The organism is Streptomyces sp. NPDC026500 (assembly GCF_055567635.1).
Genome location: NZ_JBVHQB010000017.1, coordinates 26,251 through 45,353, shown reverse-complemented (window position 1 = coordinate 45,353; position 19,103 = coordinate 26,251). Strand labels below are relative to the sequence as shown.

Annotated in this window: 18 protein-coding genes; 9 read left to right on the top strand and 9 right to left on the bottom strand. The window is 71.3% G+C overall.

What is annotated here, in order from left to right:
• Window positions 1-24 precede the first annotated feature (24 nt).
• From ACZ4N5_RS28090 to ACZ4N5_RS28075, 4 genes are all read left to right on the top strand, one after another.
• On the top strand, window positions 25-1,338 hold the full coding sequence (locus ACZ4N5_RS28090) for a DUF4032 domain-containing protein (protein ID WP_467759818.1): 1,314 nt from the start codon (window positions 25-27) through the stop codon (window positions 1,336-1,338).
• Window positions 1,339-1,434: 96 nt separating this feature from the next.
• Window positions 1,435-3,111 carry an NAD(P)/FAD-dependent oxidoreductase gene (locus ACZ4N5_RS28085; RefSeq protein ID WP_467759817.1) on the top strand — a complete coding sequence of 559 codons (1,677 nt, stop codon included), beginning with the start codon at window positions 1,435-1,437 and terminating at the stop codon, window positions 3,109-3,111.
• Window positions 3,108-4,550, top strand: a complete 1,443-nt coding sequence (locus tag ACZ4N5_RS28080) for an ATP-binding protein (protein WP_467759816.1) — start codon at window positions 3,108-3,110, stop codon at window positions 4,548-4,550. The genes ACZ4N5_RS28085 and ACZ4N5_RS28080 overlap by 4 nt, the downstream gene beginning before the upstream one ends.
• Complete coding sequence (locus ACZ4N5_RS28075; RefSeq protein WP_467759815.1) at window positions 4,547-4,897, top strand: UBP-type zinc finger domain-containing protein; 351 nt, start codon at window positions 4,547-4,549, stop codon at window positions 4,895-4,897. Before ACZ4N5_RS28080 ends, ACZ4N5_RS28075 begins: the two co-directional genes overlap by 4 nt.
• A 22-nt stretch (window positions 4,898-4,919) precedes the next feature.
• Here the strand turns inward: ACZ4N5_RS28075 and ACZ4N5_RS28070 are convergent, their stop codons facing one another.
• Window positions 4,920-5,411 (bottom strand): VOC family protein, encoded by a 492-nt coding sequence (locus tag ACZ4N5_RS28070; RefSeq protein WP_356780928.1) that lies wholly within the window; start codon window positions 5,409-5,411, stop codon window positions 4,920-4,922.
• 144 nt (window positions 5,412-5,555) lie between these two features.
• On the opposite strand from ACZ4N5_RS28070, the gene ACZ4N5_RS28065 reads away from it, so the two are divergent.
• Both ACZ4N5_RS28065 and ACZ4N5_RS28060 read left to right on the top strand, forming a co-directional pair.
• A complete protein-coding gene (locus tag ACZ4N5_RS28065; protein WP_467759814.1) occupies window positions 5,556-5,771 on the top strand; it encodes a hypothetical protein in 216 nt (71 codons plus the stop codon).
• Window positions 5,772-5,975: 204 nt separating this feature from the next.
• Window positions 5,976-6,218 (top strand): hypothetical protein, encoded by a 243-nt coding sequence (locus ACZ4N5_RS28060; protein WP_467759813.1) that lies wholly within the window; start codon window positions 5,976-5,978, stop codon window positions 6,216-6,218.
• A gap of 104 nt (window positions 6,219-6,322) precedes the next feature.
• Here the strand turns inward: ACZ4N5_RS28060 and ACZ4N5_RS28055 are convergent, their stop codons facing one another.
• Together ACZ4N5_RS28055 and ACZ4N5_RS28050 are read right to left on the bottom strand one after the other, a co-directional pair.
• Window positions 6,323-6,778, bottom strand: a complete 456-nt coding sequence (locus ACZ4N5_RS28055) for a hypothetical protein (protein ID WP_467759975.1) — start codon at window positions 6,776-6,778, stop codon at window positions 6,323-6,325.
• Between the two features lie 122 nt (window positions 6,779-6,900).
• On the bottom strand, window positions 6,901-8,394 hold the full coding sequence (locus ACZ4N5_RS28050; protein WP_467759812.1) for a serine hydrolase domain-containing protein: 1,494 nt from the start codon (window positions 8,392-8,394) through the stop codon (window positions 6,901-6,903).
• 385 nt (window positions 8,395-8,779) lie between these two features.
• Here ACZ4N5_RS28050 and ACZ4N5_RS28045 point away from each other — a divergent pair, with 385 nt between their 5' ends.
• Window positions 8,780-10,423, top strand: a complete 1,644-nt coding sequence (locus ACZ4N5_RS28045) for a protein kinase domain-containing protein (protein ID WP_467759811.1) — start codon at window positions 8,780-8,782, stop codon at window positions 10,421-10,423.
• Window positions 10,424-10,446: 23 nt separating this feature from the next.
• Here ACZ4N5_RS28045 and tgmB read toward each other — a convergent pair whose 3' ends face one another.
• Both tgmB and tgmA read right to left on the bottom strand, forming a co-directional pair.
• Window positions 10,447-11,400, bottom strand: coding sequence for an ATP-grasp ribosomal peptide maturase (gene tgmB / locus ACZ4N5_RS28040; RefSeq protein WP_355840395.1), 954 nt, complete (start codon window positions 11,398-11,400; stop codon window positions 10,447-10,449).
• A gap of 14 nt (window positions 11,401-11,414) precedes the next feature.
• Window positions 11,415-11,606, bottom strand: a complete 192-nt coding sequence (gene tgmA / locus ACZ4N5_RS28035) for a putative ATP-grasp-modified RiPP (protein WP_261706291.1) — start codon at window positions 11,604-11,606, stop codon at window positions 11,415-11,417.
• A 250-nt stretch (window positions 11,607-11,856) separates the two neighbouring features.
• Between tgmA and ACZ4N5_RS28030 the strand changes: the two genes are divergently transcribed.
• Window positions 11,857-12,885, top strand: coding sequence for a hypothetical protein (locus ACZ4N5_RS28030; RefSeq protein ID WP_467759810.1), 1,029 nt, complete (start codon window positions 11,857-11,859; stop codon window positions 12,883-12,885).
• Window positions 12,886-12,934: 49 nt separating this feature from the next.
• On the opposite strand, the gene ACZ4N5_RS28025 is transcribed toward ACZ4N5_RS28030, so the two are convergent.
• The 3 genes from ACZ4N5_RS28025 to ACZ4N5_RS28015 all read right to left on the bottom strand — a co-directional run bounded on the left by ACZ4N5_RS28025 (window position 12,935) and on the right by ACZ4N5_RS28015 (window position 17,583).
• Complete coding sequence (locus ACZ4N5_RS28025; RefSeq protein WP_467759809.1) at window positions 12,935-15,364, bottom strand: GH92 family glycosyl hydrolase; 2,430 nt, start codon at window positions 15,362-15,364, stop codon at window positions 12,935-12,937.
• A gap of 244 nt (window positions 15,365-15,608) precedes the next feature.
• Window positions 15,609-16,760 carry an FAD-dependent oxidoreductase gene (locus ACZ4N5_RS28020; protein ID WP_467759808.1) on the bottom strand — a complete coding sequence of 384 codons (1,152 nt, stop codon included), beginning with the start codon at window positions 16,758-16,760 and terminating at the stop codon, window positions 15,609-15,611.
• Window positions 16,761-16,848: 88 nt separating this feature from the next.
• A complete protein-coding gene (locus ACZ4N5_RS28015) occupies window positions 16,849-17,583 on the bottom strand; it encodes a TetR/AcrR family transcriptional regulator (RefSeq protein ID WP_467759807.1) in 735 nt (244 codons plus the stop codon).
• A 147-nt stretch (window positions 17,584-17,730) separates the two neighbouring features.
• Here ACZ4N5_RS28015 and ACZ4N5_RS28010 point away from each other — a divergent pair, with 147 nt between their 5' ends.
• Entirely contained in the window at window positions 17,731-18,465 is a 735-nt protein-coding gene (locus ACZ4N5_RS28010; protein ID WP_467759806.1) for a DUF2238 domain-containing protein, read from the top strand.
• Window positions 18,466-18,494: 29 nt separating this feature from the next.
• Here ACZ4N5_RS28010 and ACZ4N5_RS28005 read toward each other — a convergent pair whose 3' ends face one another.
• The gene (locus ACZ4N5_RS28005; protein ID WP_467759805.1) at window positions 18,495-18,920 is read right to left on the bottom strand and encodes a VOC family protein; all 426 of its coding nucleotides are present in this window, start codon (window positions 18,918-18,920) and stop codon (window positions 18,495-18,497) included.
• Between the last annotated feature and the right edge of the window lie 183 nt (window positions 18,921-19,103).

Here is a 19,103-nt window from a genome sequence, read left to right as displayed (position 1 = left end):
CCTTGAAGTGAGGGCAGCCCGGCCATGGCTTTGCAGATCAGCGCCACCAACCCGGAGCACCCCGCGCTCCTGCTCGAACTGCCGTGGCAGCTGCCCCTGGAGGAGTGGCCCGAGCACCTTCTCGTGCCGTTGCCGCGCGGCATCTCCCGGCACGTGGTGCGCTACGCGCGCGCCGGTGACGAGGTGGTGGCCGTCAAGGAACTCGCCGAGCGGCCCGCGGTGCGCGAGTACGAGCTGCTGCTCGGCCTGGACCGGCTCGGGATCCCCGCGGTCGACCCGCTCGCCGTGGTCACCGGCCGCACCGACGCTGCGGGCGAGCCGCTGGAGTCCGTGCTGATCACCCGGCATCTGGGCGGCTCACTGCCGTACCGGTCGATGTTCGAGACGACGATGCGGCCCGCCACCATGCACCGGCTGATGGACGCGCTGGCCGTCCTGCTGGTGCGGCTTCACCTGGCCGGCTTCGCGTGGGGCGACTGCTCCCTGTCCAACACCCTGTTCCGGCGCGACGCGGGAGCGTACGCCGCGTACCTGGTGGACGCCGAGACCGGTGAGCTGCACCCACGGCTCAGCCCCGGCCAGCGGGAGTACGACCTCGATCTCGCCCGTGTGAACATCAGCGGCGAACTGCTCGACCTGGAGGCGGCGGGCGCCCTGCACCCCTCGGTGGACCCGATCGAGTTCGGCCGGGAGATCTGCGCGCGCTACCGGGGCCTGTGGGAGGAACTGACCCGCACCTCCGTCTATCCGGCGGGCAAGTACCACTACATCGACCGCCGCATACGCCGCCTCAACGACCTCGGTTTCGACGTCGCCGAGATGCAGATCGCGAGCTCCTCCAACGGCGACACCGTGACCTTCGTGCCCAAGGTCGTCGACGCGGGCCATCACCAGCGCCAGCTGCTGCGGCTGACCGGCCTCGACACCGAGGAGAACCAGGCCCGCCGGCTCCTGAACGACCTGGAGAGCTGGATGGCCACCCAGGACGACTACGCGCCGAGCGGCCCTCGCCCGGGCTCGCGGCCCGGTCCGGGCGACGGGCACGCGCATGCCGCCCGGCCGGAGGTGCTCGCCCACCGCTGGGTGCGGGACGTGTTCCGGCCGACGGTCCGGGCGGTGCCGCAGGATCTGCGTGGCTCCATGGATCCGGCCGAGCTGTACCACGAGCTCCTCGAACACCGCTGGTTCCTGTCCGAGCGCGCCCAGCACGACATCGGCCTGGACGCGGCCGTCGAGGACTACGTCACGAACATCCTCCCCGAGGTCCGCGACCCCCTGCCGGCCCCCGCGGACGCGCCCGAGGCACCCCGCGGGTATCCGGTTCCCGAGCAAAGGTGACCGATCGTACATACGATTGGCTCTGTACCTGCCCTGCGGTGCCTCGTGGTGGCCGCTCGGCCGGAACGCAACTGACCTGCTCGGGGTGGGAGAGGTATGACCCAGGCCGCCAGTCCGGCGCGGACCGTCATTCTGACCGTCGACGACGACCCCGGAGTGTCGCGCGCCGTCGCGCGGGACCTCAGGCGCCGCTACGGCGAGGCGCACCGGATCGTGCGCGCCGAGTCCGGCGACGCCGCGCTGGATGCCCTGCGCGAGCTGAAGCTGCGCGGTGACCAGGTGGCCGTCATCCTCGCCGACTACCGCATGCCGCAGATGAACGGCATCGAGTTCCTGGAGCAGGCCCTCGACGTGTATCCGGGCGCTCGCCGGGTGCTGCTGACCGCGTACGCGGACACCAACGCGGCGATCGACGCGATCAACGTGATCGACCTCGACCACTATCTGCTCAAGCCGTGGGATCCGCCGGAGGAGAAGCTCTACCCGGTCGTCGACGATCTCCTGGACGCCTGGCGGGCCAGCGACTACCGGCCGGTGGGCGCCTGCAAGGTGGTCGGACACCGGTGGTCGGCGCGTTCGTCGGGCGTCCGGGAGTTCCTCGCCCGCAACCAGGTGCCCTACCGGTGGTACTCGTCCGACACCCCGGAGGGGCAGCGCCTGCTGGCCGCCGCCGGGCAGGACGGGCAGCGGCTGCCGCTGGTGGTCACCCCGGACGGTACGCCGCTCGTCGAGCCCGAGGACCCCGAGATCGCGGCGCACGTCGGGCTCGCCACGACGCCCACCTCGGAGTTCTACGACCTCGTCGTGATCGGCGGCGGTCCTGCCGGTCTCGGAGCGGCCGTGTACGGCGCGTCCGAGGGGCTGCGTACGGTGCTCGTGGAGCGGTCCGCGACCGGTGGACAGGCGGGTCAGAGTTCACGGATCGAGAACTACCTCGGCTTCCCCGACGGCGTCTCCGGGGGGCAGCTGACCGACCGGGCGCGGCGGCAGGCGGCCAAGTTCGGCGCCGAGATCCTCACCGCGCGTGAGGTGACCGGACTGGAGGTCACCGGGGCCTCCCGCACCATCCGCTTCTCCGACGGCTCCACGATCTCCGCGCACGCGGTGATCCTCGCGACCGGTGTCTCGTACCGGCAGCTCCAGGCGCCCGGTCTGGCCGAGCTGACGGGCTGCGGCGTCTTCTACGGCTCGGCGCTGACCGAGGCGGCCGCCTGCCAGGGCCACGACGTGTACATCGTGGGCGGTGCGAACTCGGCCGGCCAGGCGGCGATGTATCTGGCCCGGGGCGCCAAGTCCGTCACCATCCTGGTGCGCGGCTCCTCGTTGTCCGCCTCGATGTCGCACTATCTGATCGAGCAGATCGCCGACGCGCCGAACATCTCGGTGCGCACCGGCACGGTCGTGGACTCCGCGCACGGCGACGGCCATCTGGAGCAGCTGACCCTGCGCGATGTGGAGAGCGGCCACACCGAACTCGTCGACGCGCAGTGGATGTTCGTGTTCATCGGCGCGGCCCCGCTCACCGACTGGCTGGAGGGCACGGTGCTCCGGGACGGCCGCGGATTCATCGTGGCGGGCCCGGACATGACACCGGACGGGCAGCCGCCCCGCGGCTGGGAGCTGGACCGGCCCCCCTACCACCTGGAAACCAATGTGCCCGGTGTGTTCGTGGCCGGGGACGCGCGCGCCGAGTCGGCGAAGCGGGTCGCGTCCGCGGTCGGAGAGGGAGCCATGGCCGTCATGCTCGTCCACCGTTATCTGGAGCAGTCGTGAGCGGGCGGCCGGTGCCGTGCGACGCGGCCGAACTGAGCACCCTGTTCCTGTTCGAGAAGCTCGACTCCGAGCAGCTGGACCGGCTGTGTCGGGAGGGCCGCACGGAGCAGTTCGACCCCGGTCCGGTCTACACCGAGGGTGATCCGGCCACCTGCTTCTACGTCCTACTGGAGGGCACGGTCGTGATGTCGCGCCGGGTCGGTGCGGACGACGTGGAGATCAGCCGCACCTCGAAGCGCGGGGTCTACGCGGGTGCGATGCAGGCGTATCTCAGCAGCCCGGATGACGCTCGGTACAAGGGTTCCATGCGGGTCACCGAGCTCTCGCGGTTCTTCGTCCTGCCCGCGGCGACGTTCTCCGCCATCCTGCGGGACTGGTTCCCGATGGCCGTCCATCTGCTGGAGGGCATGTTCTTCGGCAGCCAGAACACACAGCGGACCATCGGGCAGCGCGAGCGGCTGCTGGCGCTCGGCTCGCTGTCCGCGGGGCTCACGCACGAGCTCAACAACCCGGCCGCGGCGGCCGTGCGGGCCACCTCAGCGCTGCGGGACCGGGTGGCCCACATGCGGCAGAAGCTGGGGATGATCGCCTCGGGACCGTACGCGCGCGACGCTCTGGAGACGCTCGTCGAGATCCAGGAGCGGACCGCCGAGCAGGTCGCCAAGGCCACGCCGCTGACCCCGCTGGAGGCCTCCGACCGGGAGGACGCGCTCGCCGACTGGCTCGACGACCACGACATCGCGGGTGGCTGGCAGCTGGCCCCGACCTTCGTGCAGGCGGGCCTGGACACGGACTGGCTGGACCAGGTCGCGGCGGCCGTGGACGGACCGACCCTCGAAGGCGCGGTCCGGTGGCTGAACTACACGGTCGAGACCGAACTGCTGATGAACGAGATCGAGGACTCCACCACCCGTATCTCGCACCTCGTGGACGCGGCCAAGCAGTACTCGCAGATGGATCGCGCGCCCTACCAGGTCTCCGACGTGCACGAGCTGCTCGACAGCACCCTGATGATGCTCGCCGGGAAGATGGGCTCCGGCATCAAGGTCGTCAAGGAGTACGACCGTACGCTGCCCCGGATCCCCGCCTATCCGGGCGAGCTGAACCAGGTCTGGACGAACCTCATCGACAACGCCGCCTCGGCGATGGCGGGCGAGGGGACACTGACGGTGCGCACCGCGGCCGACGGGGACCATGTGCTCGTCGAGTTCCGCGACACGGGTCCCGGGGTGCCCGAGGAGATCCGCGACCGCATCTTCGACCCGTTCTTCACCACCAAGCCGGTGGGCGAGGGCACCGGTCTCGGCCTGGACATCTCCTGGCGGATCGTGGTCAACAAGCATCACGGAAGTCTGCAGGTGCAGTCCGTGCCCGGCGACACCCGCTTCCAGGTGCGCCTGCCCCTGACCGTCGTGGAAACCTCCGAGGAGCCGTCATGACCACGCCCAGCGGTATCGACCCCTCCGTCCCGCCGAGCGGCACCGGCTGCACCGAGTGCGACGCCGTCGGCGGATGGTGGTTCCACCTGCGGCGCTGCGCCCAGTGCGGGCACATCGGATGCTGCGACGACTCCCCGGCCAAGCACGCCACCGCCCACGCGCGGAGCACGGGGCACCCGATCATCCAGAGTTTCGAGCCGGGCGAGAACTGGTTCTGGGACTACGACACCTCGGAGCTGTACGAGTCCGGTCCGGAGCTCGCTCCCCCGGTGAGCCATCCGCTCGACCAGCCCACACCCGGCCCCGCGGGGCGTGTTCCGGCGAACTGGGCCGAGACGCTGCGCTGAGGCCCCGGCCCCGGCCCCGGGCTCACAGGACCGCGTTGCCGTACATCTCGCCGAGCGGGTCGGCGAGCAGTTCGACCCGGGCACCGTCGGGGTCACGGAAGTAGAGCGAGGTACCGCTCTCCTCCATGTACGTGACCTCGGCGGCGTCGAGTCGCTCGCGCAGCCCGCGCCAGGTGACGGGGTCGACCGAGATGGCGAGGTGATGCAGCCCGCCGAGGACTTCCGCGTAGGGGCCGAGGTCGAGTCCGGGGAAGTCGAAGAAGGCGAGCAGATTGCCGTTGCCGAGGTCGAAGAAGAAGTGGGTCGAGCCCTGGTAGTCCCGGTTCTCGATCATCTCGGTGAGGGGAAAGCCCAGGACGCCCTGGTAGAACCGTACGGTCCGCTCCACGTCCGAGGAGAGCAGCGCGACATGGTGCACACCGCGGGCCGTGCTCGCCGGCCTCTCCGGCATCAGATGGGCGTCCCGGATCCGCTGACGCTCCGCTTCGATCGCTGTCAGGTCCAACGCGCCCATCGAAAGCTCCTCGCCCAGAGAAGTAGCAACGCACTTAGTACTGAAGACAACCACTTCACTGAATACAACCACTTCACGCCATACGACGACTTCGCATCCGCCCGTCCGGATGCGCGGCGCGGTGCGAAGGACGATCCTGGAGACATGTCCGGACGGGCTCCTTTGGTTGTGCATCCGACCCTGGATACCAGTGGCCGCGAGGTGACCGCGCGGGGTGAGAACCTCGGCGTGGCGTTCTCGGACGAGGATCTTCTGGAGTTCCTCGGCCGGGCCGGTCTGCCGGACGCGGAGGATCTGCTGGACGATCCGGCATGGGTGAAGTGGCGCGGAGGCCAGGCGCACTTCTACGGGGTCGCGTAGCGGGCGCAGCTCTTCGCGAGCGGCGGGTCGTCGCGTTGCGCCGAACGGGGGACGCGCTCACCCGACCCGGTGGGCGGTCGGCGAGGCGCGTTCCACCGGCTCGGATTCACACGTTGCTCCGGCATGGACAGCACTCACAAAGCGTTGCGACACGTTCCCGCTCTGCGAGCCGGTGCCGGCACCCGTGCGAGCGCGGGGACGGTCATGGGGACAGGCACCGGTCGGCCCTACGCCGAGCCGTCCGGCCGTCCCGGTCGTCAGGGGGCCCATCAGGGCGGGCATCCGCCGATCTACGCCCAGCTCGTGTCGGAGTGGCGGGCCGAGGGCCGGCTGGTCCCGGAACCCCGCGAGGTGCTGTGGGCGAGCTTCGCGGCACCCGTTCCGGACAAGGACTACGACGGGTGCGTTCCCGCGGTTCCCGTGCCGCGGGGCCTGGCCGGCTGGTGAGTGCCAGGGCCTGTCTGACCATTCCCGCCGGGCCCGCGGCGCCTGGCCGCACCTCGCCGCGTTGTCGGGCACGCCCGAGTACGCCCCGTACGAGGGCGAACCTCCTAGGCCTCGGCCGACGGTGCCAGGACGGCGAGGGTGCCGTTGGCCTGGCGCAGCGCCAGTTCCAGGGAGAGGGCCGGGTGCAGGGCGCCCGTCCCGTCCGGCGGGATGATCCACTCCAGCGGTCCCGCAGAACGGTACGGCGGCGGTACGGCGATCCACGAGCCCTTGCCGAGGTGGCGGAGCCCCGATCCCTCCCACCGGCTGGCGGGGTCGGGCGGCAGGAAGAAGCCGACGCGATGGGCCGCGCAGTCGACCAGGGTGGGCCCCGGCACCTGGATCGGGTCGGACCACAGGATGTCCAGGGCGAGCAGGCCGAGTTGTTCGGGCACGCTCAGCACGTCCCAGTAGCGTCCGGCCTCCAGGAGCACGCCACCGTTCCCCTGGTCCCACTCCCGTTTGCACGCCCTCGGATTCGTGGCGGCCGCCGCCAGCCACTCGACACTCTGCATCCACATCACGTTCGTCACGGATCACCCCGGAGATAGTCCCCTCCGCTCGGCAGGCGCGGAGGGAGGCACCGGCCAAAGACCCGCGATTGCCCGCCAGGACCTCGGCTTATGCATGTTGGTAGATATTTCTATGTGGCGGAAGGGGTGGCGCGGTATGGCGTTTTCCGACGGCCGGTTGACGCCTGCTGTGACGGTGCGTGAAGGGACTCCAGGGAGCGGGCGTGGAGCGGGGTCGTGTGCCAGCGGGCCGTGAAGGTGCGATCGGGGAGGGAGCAGGTCACGGTCAGCCGGTGCGGGGTCTCCAGGAACAGCACGTCGACGCGCAGGGTGCCCGGGTCGGTCCAGCCCCCGCTCACCGCCGTGGGCGTCGGGCCGGGATCGACGGTCCAGCCGGTTCCGCCGAGCCGCAGCTCCAGTCGCCGGTCACCCTCGACCAGGGTGACGCGCGGGCCCTTGTCGCCCTCGGTGACGACCACTCCCGTCAGTGTCCGCTGGTCCGCGCAGACGCCTCCGGCGGGAACGAACTCCGTGTCCCACCAGGCGTCGGCGGGCTCCGCGGGCTCGGGCCCGGCCTCGACCGGCGGCAGGGCGAGCCCGGCGAGCCGGGCGCGCAGCGCGTGGTCGCCCTCGCCCCCGGCCGGCAGCGGTGCCGTTCCGAACGCGGGCAGCAGATGCCGCCACATCAGGTCCAGCAGCTCCTGCATCCGGTCGGTCGCCGCGGTCGTCGCGATCACCGCGTCGTGTTCGGGCAGCACGACGCAGAACTGCCCGAACGCCCCGTCGCCCCGGTATCCGTGCCGCCCCCGCCAGAACTGGAGTCCATAGCCCTGCTGCCAGTCCGACCGGGCGCCCTCGGGGGTGCCGTCCGCGTTCGCGATGTGCGCGCGGGTCGCCTCCGCGACCCAGGAGGCGGGCAGGAGCCGCTGCCCCTCCCAGACGCCTTCGCGCAGATATAGCTGGCCGAGCCGGGCGATCGCGTCGGTCGCGGCGTGCAGCCCGCTGAAGCCGATCTCCCGGCCGGACCGGTTCCGTGTCCAGGCGGTCTCCCCGATGCCCAGCGGGTCGAACAGCCGGGGCCGCAGATACTCGGTCAGCGACAGACCGGTCACCCGTTGGAGGATCGTGGCGAGCGTGTACGTGGCGGACTGGTTGTACGCGAACACGGTGCCGGGTTCGCGGTCCGGTGGGATCAGCAGGAAGCCGCGTACCGCCTCGTTCCGGTCGAGCCGGAGCGCGTCGGCGTAGGTCTCGGTGAGATGACCGCTGGCCATGGCCGCGACGTGCCGGACGAGCATCGCGCGGCTGCGCGGATCGGCGATGTCGGCCTCGAACTCGGGGAAGTACGAGATCACCGGGCGGTCCAGGTCCAACAGGCCCTCGGCCACGGCGAATCCGGCCGCCGTGGAGGTGAAGCTCTTGCTGAGCGAGTAGAGCAGCTGGAGTCGCTCGGGTGTGTACGGCGCCCACCAGCCGGAGGCGACGAGGTACCCGTGGCGCAGGATCATCAGGCTGTGCGGTTCGATGTCCGGGTCGGCCTCGACGGCGTCGAGGAACGCGGTGATGCCCGAGGCGTCGACTCCCTGCTCGGCGGGCGGGCTGACGGGCAGCGGTCGAGCACTCATACGGGCGGCCTCCTGGTGGCTCGGGCGGTGAGCGGCGACTGGACAGGGTGAAGAGAGAGCAGTGTGTGCATCTGGCATCTTTCCCGGGCGGCTCCCTCGTGTCCATGTCCCGGCCGCGACAGCGCCCGCCTCACCGGCCCGGCGCCAACTGCCGTCCCCGGAGGGCGAGTTGCTCGGTCACAGCAGGCCGTGAGCTCCTACCTCGACCAGGAGGCCGGGCGGTGAATCGAGGGGGAACACAGGCCTGAACTGTTCGTACGGGCGCGCGACGGCGGCGGGGCCTCGTAAAAACAGGTATCTCCATCCCTCTTCCGTTGAACACTCTTCGTCACGTCCCGCGTACTTCTGGGAAAGGTGAGTGCCCGGTACGCAACGAGGGATGAAGATGGCCAAGGCGCAAGACTCCGCGGGCGAGTTGATCGCCGGGCGATACCGGCTGCTCGACATCGCCCTGCGCGAAGAGGGGCGGGCCGTATGGCACGGTGAGGACACGACCTTCGGACGGCCCGTCGTCCTGACCAGGTCACATGTCGCCGAGCACCGAGACGGGGAGGCGCGGGAGCCCGCCGCCGACCGGATCCTGCGCGCGGCCGAGATCCTCGGTCCGGCCTGTCCCGGCCTGGTGGCCGCGGTCCTCGACGTGGTCGAGGAGCCCGGCTTCGTGTGGACCGTGACGGAACGGCCCCCGGGCGTCCCGCTGACCGAACTCCTCCTGCGCGGTCCCATCGCCCCCGTGCGGGCGGCCCGGATCGGGCTCGGCGTCCTCGATGTCCTCACCGCCGCCCATGGCGAGGGAGTTCTCCACGGCGAACTCGGCCCGAGCCAGGTGTGGGCCGACGAGCAGGACACGGTCACGGTGACCGGGTTCGGACTGACCGCGACCACCGACGCTACGCGCGTCACCGCTCCCTCGTACGCCTCCCCCGAACAGGCCCGCGGTGAGGGCTGCGCCCCCGCGGCGGACCTCTGGGCGCTGGGCGCGATCATGTACGCGCTGGTGGAGGAACGGCCGGCGGTGCGGGACCGGGGACAGACGGAGGCCACGCTGCGGGCGGTGGACCGGCTGCCGGTCAGGGCACCGCGGCGGGCGGGCCCGCTCGCGCCCGCCATTTTGGGCCTGCTGCGCTGGGACCCCGTGGAGCGGGTGCCCGAAGCCGTCGTACGCGAGGCGCTGACGCGCATCCTCCGGCAGAACCTCGAAGAGTCCACGCCACCGGAGCCGCTGCCCGATCTCCTCGATCCCGCCGGGGACTTGCGCGACGGGGGCGCGGACGGGGGGCGAACGGGACGGACCCGGGGAGGCCTGCCCGTCGGCCGGCCGGTACTGCTGGGCGGGGCCCTCGCCGTCACGGTCGTCGCCGTCGCGGTCTTCGCCTCGATGGGCGGACTGCCGGACGGAGACAATGCCTCCGCCTCCGGCTCCAGACCGTCACGGACCGCCGCCGGCGCGCCGTCCGCGGCCCCCACCTCTGCCGGCGCGCCCCCCGGCCGGACGCCCACGGCGTCCCCCGAGCCGTCGTCCTCCCCTTCCCCCTCCCCCTCCCCCACCGCCGGCGCCACGCTGCCGTCCGGCTTCACCCTCTACCGCGCGCCCCAGGGCTTCGCCGTCGCCCTCCCGCTCGGCTGGAAACCCGTGGAGACGCAGTCCTCCGACGACCTCGCCTACCGGGTGACCTTCGGCGCGAGCGGTGACCCGCGCACCCTGGCCGTCACCTACAGCACCCAGCTCGGTCCGGACCCCGTAGGCGTCTGGAGCGCCCTGGAACCGTCCCTGCGTGCCGTCTCCACCGGCTACGAACGGGTGGGCGACATCCAGCCGGTGACCTACCAGGGCATGAAGGGCGCCGACATGGAGTGGTACTCCGTGTCCCGGGGCGTACGCGTGCGCACCTTCGGCCGTGGCTTCCTCATCGGCGACCACCGGGGCTTCTCGTTGCGCTGGACGACCCCGGCGGACGACTGGGACACCACCGCCAACCGGCTGGCGCTGAAGACCTTCCTCAAGTCCTTCCGGACAAGCACGAAGTGATCGACCGTCACCGGGCACTCATGTCAATGCCCTTCCGGAATACGGAGACCGGGCCTCCGCTGTGCCAGCCAGACGGCGACCTCGTCGGCGATGGGCTGCCCGGTCTCCAGCTCGACGAAGCCGAACTGGCCTCCCTGGTTGCACTCCAGGAACCACCAGATGCCCTCCGCGTCCTCGGCGAAGTCGAAGGCGGCATAGGCGAGTCCGGTGAAGGCGAGGTAGTCGTGGACCGCACGGGCGATGCGGTGCGGCACCGGCGTGGGCTCCCAACCGTTCCCCGTCTCGCCGAACCGGCCGTCCACCTGGCCGGGTTCGGCGGCCTTGCGGGCGGCGAACAGCCGGGTGCCGATGCCGGTCAGCCGGATGTCGGCGCGCTTGGGAATGTAGCGCTGGAGCAACGCGGGGCCGGCCGCCACGCCGGAGAAGTCCGTGTCGGGTCCGACCAGCGTGGTGGGCAGAGCCGCCGGAGGCTCTCCGGGCGGCGGCCCTGAGGCGGACTTCACCACCACGTCCCCGTACTCCTGGACGAACTGCTGGGCCACCCGGGGAGCGGTCGTGATCACGGTGGGCGGCACCGCGAATCCGCTGCTGTGGGCCACCCTCAGCTGCCAGGGCTTGTGCCGGGCCTGCTCGGCCCGGCGCGGGTGGTTCATCCAGCGGGTCGAGGCCGAGTAGAGCATGCCGAACAGGGCCTGCCTGGTCTCGGCGGTGAGCCATGCGGAGGGTTCGGCGGCATGGGCCGCCGGCTCGCCCGGCCTGCGCACCCACACGGAGCGCAGGCCTCCCATGCTGAGCACATGGCCGTTGACCGACAGGTAGCCGTCGAAGTCACCGTGGGCGTAGTCGGCGGACAGCACCGCCTTGCCGGGCAGGTCGGCGGGATCGAGGCGCACCATGGGCACGCCCCGCTCATGCAGCTTGGCCACCACCATGTCGGCGGTGACGTCCTGTTCGGCCGTGAGTATGAGAACCGTCATGCGCGCGGCATCCGTCAGTCGTCGAAGTGCGTCTGGGAACCGGCCGTCGATGTCGTGGTGCCGGTCGCCATCAGCAACGCGCGATCACTGACGGCCGGGCGGCCGTCGGGCAGCACGTTCAGTTGCAGGGACACGTCGAAGTGGTACGGGGGTACTGCGGCCGACTGCCCTGAGGGCTGGGCGTAGTTGAGAGTGAACGGTCGCACGAAAGATCCTCCCGCGGTCGCACGATGGTCGATACCCAGCCGTACGTGACACGGCCGTAAGGAATTCATCACTTTCTGCCACATCGGGGTGAAGGTCATCACATCGTGTCGTTTCTGGCTTACACATTTCGGATTTACTGGGTGTCGGCTTGGTTCCGGTCCACGCGTGGCTGCTTGATTCCACGCAAACCTTAGGCCAATGCTTCATCCTCCGTGACATCAACGCCCCACCATCCCAGGAGAGTTCCCGGTGACCGCAGCCATCACCTCGTCGGAAGAATCCGCCGCGCACGCCGACGCACCGAACCCCGTCGAGCGCGACGCCCACGACTTCGGCGCCTACGCACGAAACGGTGGCTGGGCCTTCGCGCTGAAGGTGGCCCGCAGTGTCCGTCCCGGCGGGCAGTCCGCCGACGACACGCAGAAGGTGTCCGCGAAGGAGTTCGCGGAACTGGCCGGATGCTCGCCCGAGCGCGTCATGCGCTACTACAAGGCCTGGGACAGGGCCGCCGACGACGGCCTGGTCCCCCACTTCGAGACCCTGCTCCCCGGCGCGGACGTCGAACTCCCGGACGCGGAGGCCTGGTCCAGCTACTACGCCTCCCGTTCCAGTGCCGCCTCGGAGCGCGGCACCGCCATCGCCGAGGCCGCGGAGGCCGAGGGCATCCGTCCCACGAAGGCCCTGGAGGTGGCCGAGAACCCGACCGCGCTGCGGGCCGCGATCCTCGCCGACCCCTCCACGGCGAAGGCGGCGCGGGCCGCGCTCCTGGACCGGGTGAAGGAAGACCCGGCGCTCCAGACCGAGTTGGCCCGCGACATCTCCCGCACGGACGAGCTGAAGAAGGCCGTCGCCACCGAGAACCGGGCGGCCGACCGCATCGGCTATGTGCGCCAGATCGCGGAGAAGGGCCAGATCAGGACACCGGCCGGGCAGACCCTGGACGCACCGGCCGAACTGCGCTCCGAGGCCGAGCGGCATCTGTCCCTCCTCGACGAGCTCGACGAGGGCGAGGACGCGGGCGAGTGGGCCACGGAGGCGTACGACACGATGAAGAGCCTCGTCGTCGAGACGGTGGAGGCCGACCCCGAACTGCGCGTCCAGGAACGCCGGACGAAGTTCTACAGCAGCCTGCAGAAGGCCACGAAGGTGTTCGAGGAGCTGACGTTCGACGACGCCGACGACATCTACGAGGACGACATGGTGCAGCGTCTGGAGGAGCTCCAGCAGGCGATCGGCACCGCCATCGCGGCGCTGCGCGGGGCGGCCGGCCGGGAGTGAGCGGGCCGTTCGGCCGCGCGGGAACGGATGTTCCCGCGCGGCCGCGCGGTCACTGCGGCAGGTCCTCGGGGGCGGTGGCCCACCGGGTGTCGGGCTGCTCGCCGAGCTCGAATCTCACCGTGCCGCCCTCGGTCGCGAGACCGGCGCCGGTCCAGGAGCGTTGCGTGGGGCGCCCGTTGACCCGTACGGCGTCGATGTACAGGTGCGTGGCATCCGCGTCGGGCGCGCTGATGACGATGCTCTTCCCGCCCGGCCGGAGGACCACCGCGCGCGGGAAGACCGGGGTGCCCAGGAGCATCGTCGCGCTGCCCGGGGTCTGCGGGTACAGGCCGAGCGCGGAGAAGACGTACCAGGCGGACATGGTCCCGAGGTCGTCGTTGCCCGGCAGGCCCGAGGGACCGGTGCCGTACACGGAGTCGAGGATCTGCCGGACGGTCGCCTGCGTCTTCCAGGGCTGTCCGAGCCCGTTGTAGAGCCAGGGCGCGTGGATGCCGGGCTCGTTGGTGGGGTCGTAGCGCAGGGCGTCACCGCCGCGCACGGACCAGGAGCCGTCGGCCTTGTGGAAGAAGCCGTCCAGCCGTGCCGCGGCCGTGTCCCGGCCACCCATGGCGGCGGCCAGCCCCTGGACGTCCTGCGGGACCATCCAGGTGTACGTGGCGCTGGTGCCCTGCGCGAAGCCGCGGTCGCTGCCGGCGCTGAACGGGGAGACCCAGGACCCGTCGAGGTTGCGGGCCTGGATGTAGCCGGCGTCGGCCGTGGCGGCCGGATTGAAGACATTGCGCCAGTACGTGCCTCGCTCGGCGAAGACGGCCGCTTCCTGCTCGCGGCCCAGCAGGTGCGCCCACCGGCCGAGCGCCGAGTCGGCGACCCCGTCCTCCAGCGTCTCGGCGGCGCCGCCCCAGCAGTGGCACACGTCCTGCGCCGCGTAATGCGACGTCAGATACTGGGCCAGGTTGGGCCGTTGGCCCACGCACTGCCCGGGGCAGCCTGCGTCCAGCAGCCCTTCGGGGCGCGGCACTGTGGCCTGCCGTACGAGCGAGTCGAACGCTCCCTCGTAGTCGAAGTTGCGCACGCCCATGGCGTAGAACGTGGCCACGGTCGCCGCAGAGGGGTCGCCCGTCATGACGTGGGTGGCGCCGCTGATGTGCACCCAGCGGTCCCAGACGCCGTCGTTCTGCTGCGCGAAGTTGTAGAGGGACTGGGCGAAGTCGCCCGCCACCCGTGGCTTGAGCAGGGCGAGGAGCTGTATCTGGGCGCGGTACTGGTCCCAGCCCGAGAAGTTGCTGTACTGCGCGCGCTGGCCCCGGGCGAGACGGTGCACGGCGCCGTCCATGCCGTAATAGCGGCCGTCGGCGTCGCTGATCAGGTTGGGCTGCATGAGCGCGTGGTAGAGCGCGGTGTAGAAGGTGGTGCGCCGGTCGGTGGTGCCGCCGTCGACACGTACGGTGCTCAACTCACGGTTCCAGGCCCGGGTGCCCGCGTCGGCCACGTCCGCGACGCTCGCGTTCGGGGCGATCTCCCGGCGCAGGTTGGCCTCCGCGCCGCCGAGACTGACGTACGAGATGCCGATCCGCATGTGGACATCGTTGTCAGCACTCGTGTCGAAGCCGACGTACCCGCCGGAGCCGCGGCCCGCGCGGTCCGCGCCGGTGGCGTAACCCTCCCCGCCCGAGGCGGTGGTGGACCCCGCGTTCAGCGTGCCGTCCTTCCAGGTGCCGACGGAGGAGAAGTCCCGGTCGAAGGACGCGCTGAAGTACAGCCGGTAGTAGCTCTTGCGGTTGTTCGTGCCGCCGTTGGCGCGGCGGCCGCAGAACGCGCCGGTCAGCACCGAGCCGGTGACCCTCCGGTGCGCGGTGTCGATGTCGACCTGCGCGTCCTCGCTGCCGTTCAGGGAGTTGGAGACCCGGAAGAGCAGATTGGCGGGGCGGTCGGCCGGGAAGGTGAAGTCGGCGACGCCCGCCCGCCTGCTCACCGCCAGATCGGTCGACGCGCCCGACGCGAGGCCGAGCGAGTAGCGCCCGGGTACGGCCTTCTCCGCGGTGTGCGAGAAGTTGGACGCGTACACGGCGTCCTTGGTGTCGGCGGAGGGCGAGGAGGTCACGTCACCGACGAACGGCATGATCGGGACGTCGCCCGTGGCGCCGGGGTTGCATCCGGCGCCGTTGACATGGGTGAGGCTCAGACCGCGGATGCTGGTGGTGTCGTACTGGTAGCCGTTGGCGGCCCCGGTGCTGGTCTGGTCGCCGTTCGTGCTGGTCGGGGACCAGCCGATCATGCCCTGCGGGAGAGTGGCTCCGGGGTAGGTGGTGCCGTTGTTCGCCGATCCGATCAGCGGGTCCACCAGGGACGCCGGCCGCACCACGGCGGTGACGCCCGCGTCGGCGGGGAGCGGGGTCGCCAGGGCGAGGGCGGTGGTCACGAGCACGGCGGCGGACCTGCTGCCGAACCGTCTTGCTGTGCGCGGCCATGAGGGGCGCATGGGTGGTGTCACCTTCCGACGGACAGGGTGCGAGGACAGGTCGGACCGGTGATGCCCGGCGACTGCCCCGGACCCCGGCCCGGGCGCGAGGATAGAGGGCGCCCGGGAGTGCCGGAAGTGACGCGTGCGTCCGGAGGGTGACGGCGTGGTGAAGGGTGGGCCCAGCCGACTGCGAAGGCGGTGCGATGGCTGCCGACGAGAGCCGCCATTCACTGACGACACGTCATATCGGCTGTTCTGTACGTCAGTCGACGTCGCCCCGGTACTGGTTCATCAGGTCGACCAGGCTCTGCGGGGCGTCCGGGCTGAAGCAGATCGAGAGGTTCGCCGCGGACTCGGTCGCCGAGATCTCGGAGCGCGGGAAGAGCGCCTCCTCGTAGACGGTGAGGGCCTTCTCGGTGTCGCCGGGGTGGGCGACGAGGGCGGCGCCGAGTTCGGCGCCGTCGAGCAGCGCGAGGTTGGCGCCCTCGCCGGCGAACGGGGACATCAGGTGGGCGGCGTCGCCGAGCAGGGTGACGCCGGGGACGCGCTCCCAGCGCAGGCCGGGCGGCAGGGCGTGGACCGGCCGGGCGACGAGTTCGCCGTCCGCCTCGGCGATGAGCGAGCGCAGGCTCTCGTCCCAGCCGTCGAAGTGCTCCAGGAGGCTGCGCCTGGCCGCCTCGGTGTCGGTGAAGTCGACGGCGCCGGAGACCGCCCAGTCGGCGGGCGCGCGCAGGGCCGCGTAGACATGCAGGGAGCCGTCCGGGTCACGGTGGCCGAGCAGGCCCTTCTCCTCGGCGAGCGCGAACAGGATGCCCCCTCCGACGACGGCCGCGCCCTTCGGGTGACGGGTGTCGGCGTCGAGCAGATGCATCTCGACGAAGGAGATGCCGGCGTAGACCGGGGTGGCGTCCGTGAGCAGCGGCCGCACCTTCGACCAGGCACCGTCGGCACCGATCAGCACGTCGGCGGTGAAGGTGCGCCCGTCGGCGAGGGTCACCTCGTGGCGGCCGTCCCCGGCCGTCCGTGTCCCGGTGACCTTGGCATCCCAGCGGACGGTGCCCTCGGGCAGCGAGCCGAGCAGGATGTCACGAAGGGCGGCCCTGGAGACCTCCGGGCGTGACTCGTTCTCGCCGGAGTCCTCCATCCGGACGGTGGCGTCCTTGTCGATGATGCGCATGGCCTCGCCGCCGGCGTGGACGGCCGCGCGGAACTCGTCGTGGAGCCCGGCGGCGCGCAGGGCGGCCTGGCCCGAGTCCTCGTGCATGTCGAGCATGCCGCCCTGGGGGCGGGCGGCCGGTGAGGCGTCCAGGTCGTAGACGGCGGCTTCTATGCCGTTCAGGTGCAGGACGCGGGCGAGCGTGAGGCCGCCGAGGCCGGCGCCGATCACGGCGATGGGGTGGTGGGTGTGCGTCATGGCTGGTTCTCCTTGCAGGGGTTCTACGGGTCTAACCGTCGGCTCTCGGTGACGGTGCGTGGTGGTGACGGCCGTCGGCGGGCGAGGCTCACGGCGTGTCGGGTGGGGTGGGGGCCGTCTGCGCCTCGGGCGTGTCCGGGCGGGGCGTGAGCAGGACGCCGTTGATCAGCACGTGGAAGCCCCAGTTCAGACGAGACTCGCCCGGCCCGGAGAGCAGGTCCGCGCCCAGCGCGGCGATGTGCGGGTGCCGCTCGTGGGACGCACCGCGCACCGCCGCGGCGAGCGCCGCCCACTCACCCACGGTGTCGGCCGGGTCCTTCTCCCCCGCGGCGTGCTCCGCCGCGGTGGCGGTGGCGAACTGGAGCAGCAGGTCGATCGCCCATGCCGCCCGCTCACCGGGGACACCACCCTCGGCGAGCAGGGACAGCAGCGCCTCGACCAGGTCGAGGTAGCGCTCGCCGGACGGGCGGGCCACCAGCGCCGAGCGGGCGAGCCCCGGGTGCTCGAACAGCACGGCCGTGTACGACGTGAGGACCTTCACGAGCCGGTCGCGCCAGTCGCCGTCCGCGCGGACCGGGCCCAGGTCGACGCCGCCGAGCAGGTCGTCGAGCACCGCCGCGTGCAGCTCGGCGGTGTTGCGCACATAGACGTAGAGCGAGGCCGGTCCGGTGTCGAGTTCCTGCGCCAGGCGGCGCATGGTGACGCGCGGAAGACCTTCGGCGCGCATCAGCGCGACGGCGGTCCTGATGATGCCGTCCCTGGTCAGGGCCGGCTTCGCCGGGCGCTCGCGGCGGCTGGGGCGGGGGTCGGGTTGTCCTGTCACTCCTCGACGATAACGAACATGTTCGTTGCGAACAAGTACGTCACGAACATGTTCGTCAGATTGAACGGCCGCCGGGTGAGTACCCGTACTCATGCCACCGCCCCGGCGCTCCACCACGATGGGGCCACCTGGACGAAGGAGCCCGCCATGCCCGGATCAGTCCTCGCCCCGCCCGGCCCGCACCCGGCTTCCCCGGAGCGCGCCCCTGGCCGGACACTCCCGGCCGTGCTCCTCGGGGTGGTGATCGCGGGCATGGCGATCTCCGCATGGCATCCGCACGACGGGACGACCTGGCTGCTGGAGACCGTGTGGGTGCTCGTCGGGCTGCCGGTGGTGGTGCTCACCCGGCGGCGGTTCCCGCTGACGAGCCTGCTGTACTGCCTCCTCGCGGCACACGCGCTGGTGCTCGCGGTGGGCGGCCACTACACCTACGCACAGGTGCCGCCCGGCGACTGGGTGCGCGACACATTCGGGCTCGACCGCAATCCGTACGACCGGTTGGGACACCTCATGCAGGGCTTCGTGCCGGCCGTCCTGGTGCGGGAACTGCTCAGCAGGACGTCACCGCTGCGCGGCAGCAGGTGGCTGGCGCCGCTGACGGTGTGCGCGTGCCTTGCCTTCAGCGCTCTCTTCGAGATGTTCGAGTGGGCGGCCGCCGTGATCGGCGGCCACGGCGCGGACGCCTTCCTCGCGACCCAGGGCGATGTGTGGGACACCCAGTGGGACATGTTCTGCGCCCTGATCGGCGCGAGCGTCTCGGTCCTGGTGCTGAGCCGCGTGCACGACCGGCAACTCGGCGCGCTCGCAGGGGCGCGAGCCGTCCAGTGCAGTCGGCGCCCTTCAGCCGCACCTGGGCCCGGTCACCGGACGTCCCAGCACTGAAGACGTTGCGCGCAGGGTGGCCCCGAAGCTCAGGCACCCTCTTCGTCGTGGAGCGAGGGGGCGTAGGAGATTCCGACGATCAAGCCATCGTCCGTGAGAAGCCGGGTCACCGTCTGTCCCCAAGGCTCGGTACGGGCCGGGTGCAGCAGCTCGAAGCCCGCGCGCTCAAGCTCGCGGCCCGCCGCCGCGACAGCGTCCGCGTCCTCGACCTCGAACTCGATCGACGCCTGGGGGACCACCCGGCCGACGGGCCACGTCGGCGTTCCGAAGCACGCCTCGGCTGCCTGCGAGAGCGGCCAAACGCCGAAGTGCTTGCTGCCCGGGACGCTCCCGCTGGAGTAGTAGCCGTCGCCTTCGCCCTGCAGCGGGAGGCCGAGGGCGTCAATGAACAGTTTGCGGCTCTGCGGCGGGTCAGCGGTGACGACCGCCGTACTCGCCATGAAGAGAACGTTCATGTGGCGCAGCCTAGGGGCCGAGGTTCCCAGGGAGGCGGAGACACCAGCAGCCCGGAGGTCCTGGTCCTCCGAACAGCTCCCCTGCCTCCATTCCGGCCCGCGGCGGTCCCCGATCGTCGGCCGGTCCAAGACGTACCGGCGGCGATGCGCCCCAGGAACCGGACGCGTCCCGCCGCCGGATTC

Bases quoted from the DNA above. Each gene is read 5' to 3' on its own strand.
- ACZ4N5_RS28055 (WP_467759975.1), bottom strand. From the start codon at position 6,778: ATGTGGATGCAGAGTGTCGAGTGGCTGGCGGCGGCCGCCACGAATCCG.
- tgmB (WP_355840395.1), bottom strand. From the start codon at position 11,400: ATGACGGTTCTCATACTCACGGCCGAACAGGACGTCACCGCCGACATG.
- ACZ4N5_RS28020 (WP_467759808.1), bottom strand. From the start codon at position 16,760: ATGACGCACACCCACCACCCCATCGCCGTGATCGGCGCCGGCCTCGGC.
- ACZ4N5_RS28005 (WP_467759805.1), bottom strand. From the start codon at position 18,920: ATGAACGTTCTCTTCATGGCGAGTACGGCGGTCGTCACCGCTGACCCG.
- ACZ4N5_RS28060 (WP_467759813.1), top strand. From the start codon at position 5,976: ATGGGGACAGGCACCGGTCGGCCCTACGCCGAGCCGTCCGGCCGTCCC.
- ACZ4N5_RS28085 (WP_467759817.1), top strand. From the start codon at position 1,435: ATGACCCAGGCCGCCAGTCCGGCGCGGACCGTCATTCTGACCGTCGAC.
- ACZ4N5_RS28010 (WP_467759806.1), top strand. From the start codon at position 17,731: ATGCCCGGATCAGTCCTCGCCCCGCCCGGCCCGCACCCGGCTTCCCCG.
- ACZ4N5_RS28075 (WP_467759815.1), top strand. From the start codon at position 4,547: ATGACCACGCCCAGCGGTATCGACCCCTCCGTCCCGCCGAGCGGCACC.
- ACZ4N5_RS28045 (WP_467759811.1), top strand. From the start codon at position 8,780: ATGGCCAAGGCGCAAGACTCCGCGGGCGAGTTGATCGCCGGGCGATAC.
- ACZ4N5_RS28065 (WP_467759814.1), top strand. From the start codon at position 5,556: ATGTCCGGACGGGCTCCTTTGGTTGTGCATCCGACCCTGGATACCAGT.
- ACZ4N5_RS28070 (WP_356780928.1), bottom strand. From the start codon at position 5,411: ATGGGCGCGTTGGACCTGACAGCGATCGAAGCGGAGCGTCAGCGGATC.
- ACZ4N5_RS28050 (WP_467759812.1), bottom strand. From the start codon at position 8,394: ATGAGTGCTCGACCGCTGCCCGTCAGCCCGCCCGCCGAGCAGGGAGTC.
- ACZ4N5_RS28090 (WP_467759818.1), top strand. From the start codon at position 25: ATGGCTTTGCAGATCAGCGCCACCAACCCGGAGCACCCCGCGCTCCTG.
- ACZ4N5_RS28025 (WP_467759809.1), bottom strand. From the start codon at position 15,364: ATGCGCCCCTCATGGCCGCGCACAGCAAGACGGTTCGGCAGCAGGTCC.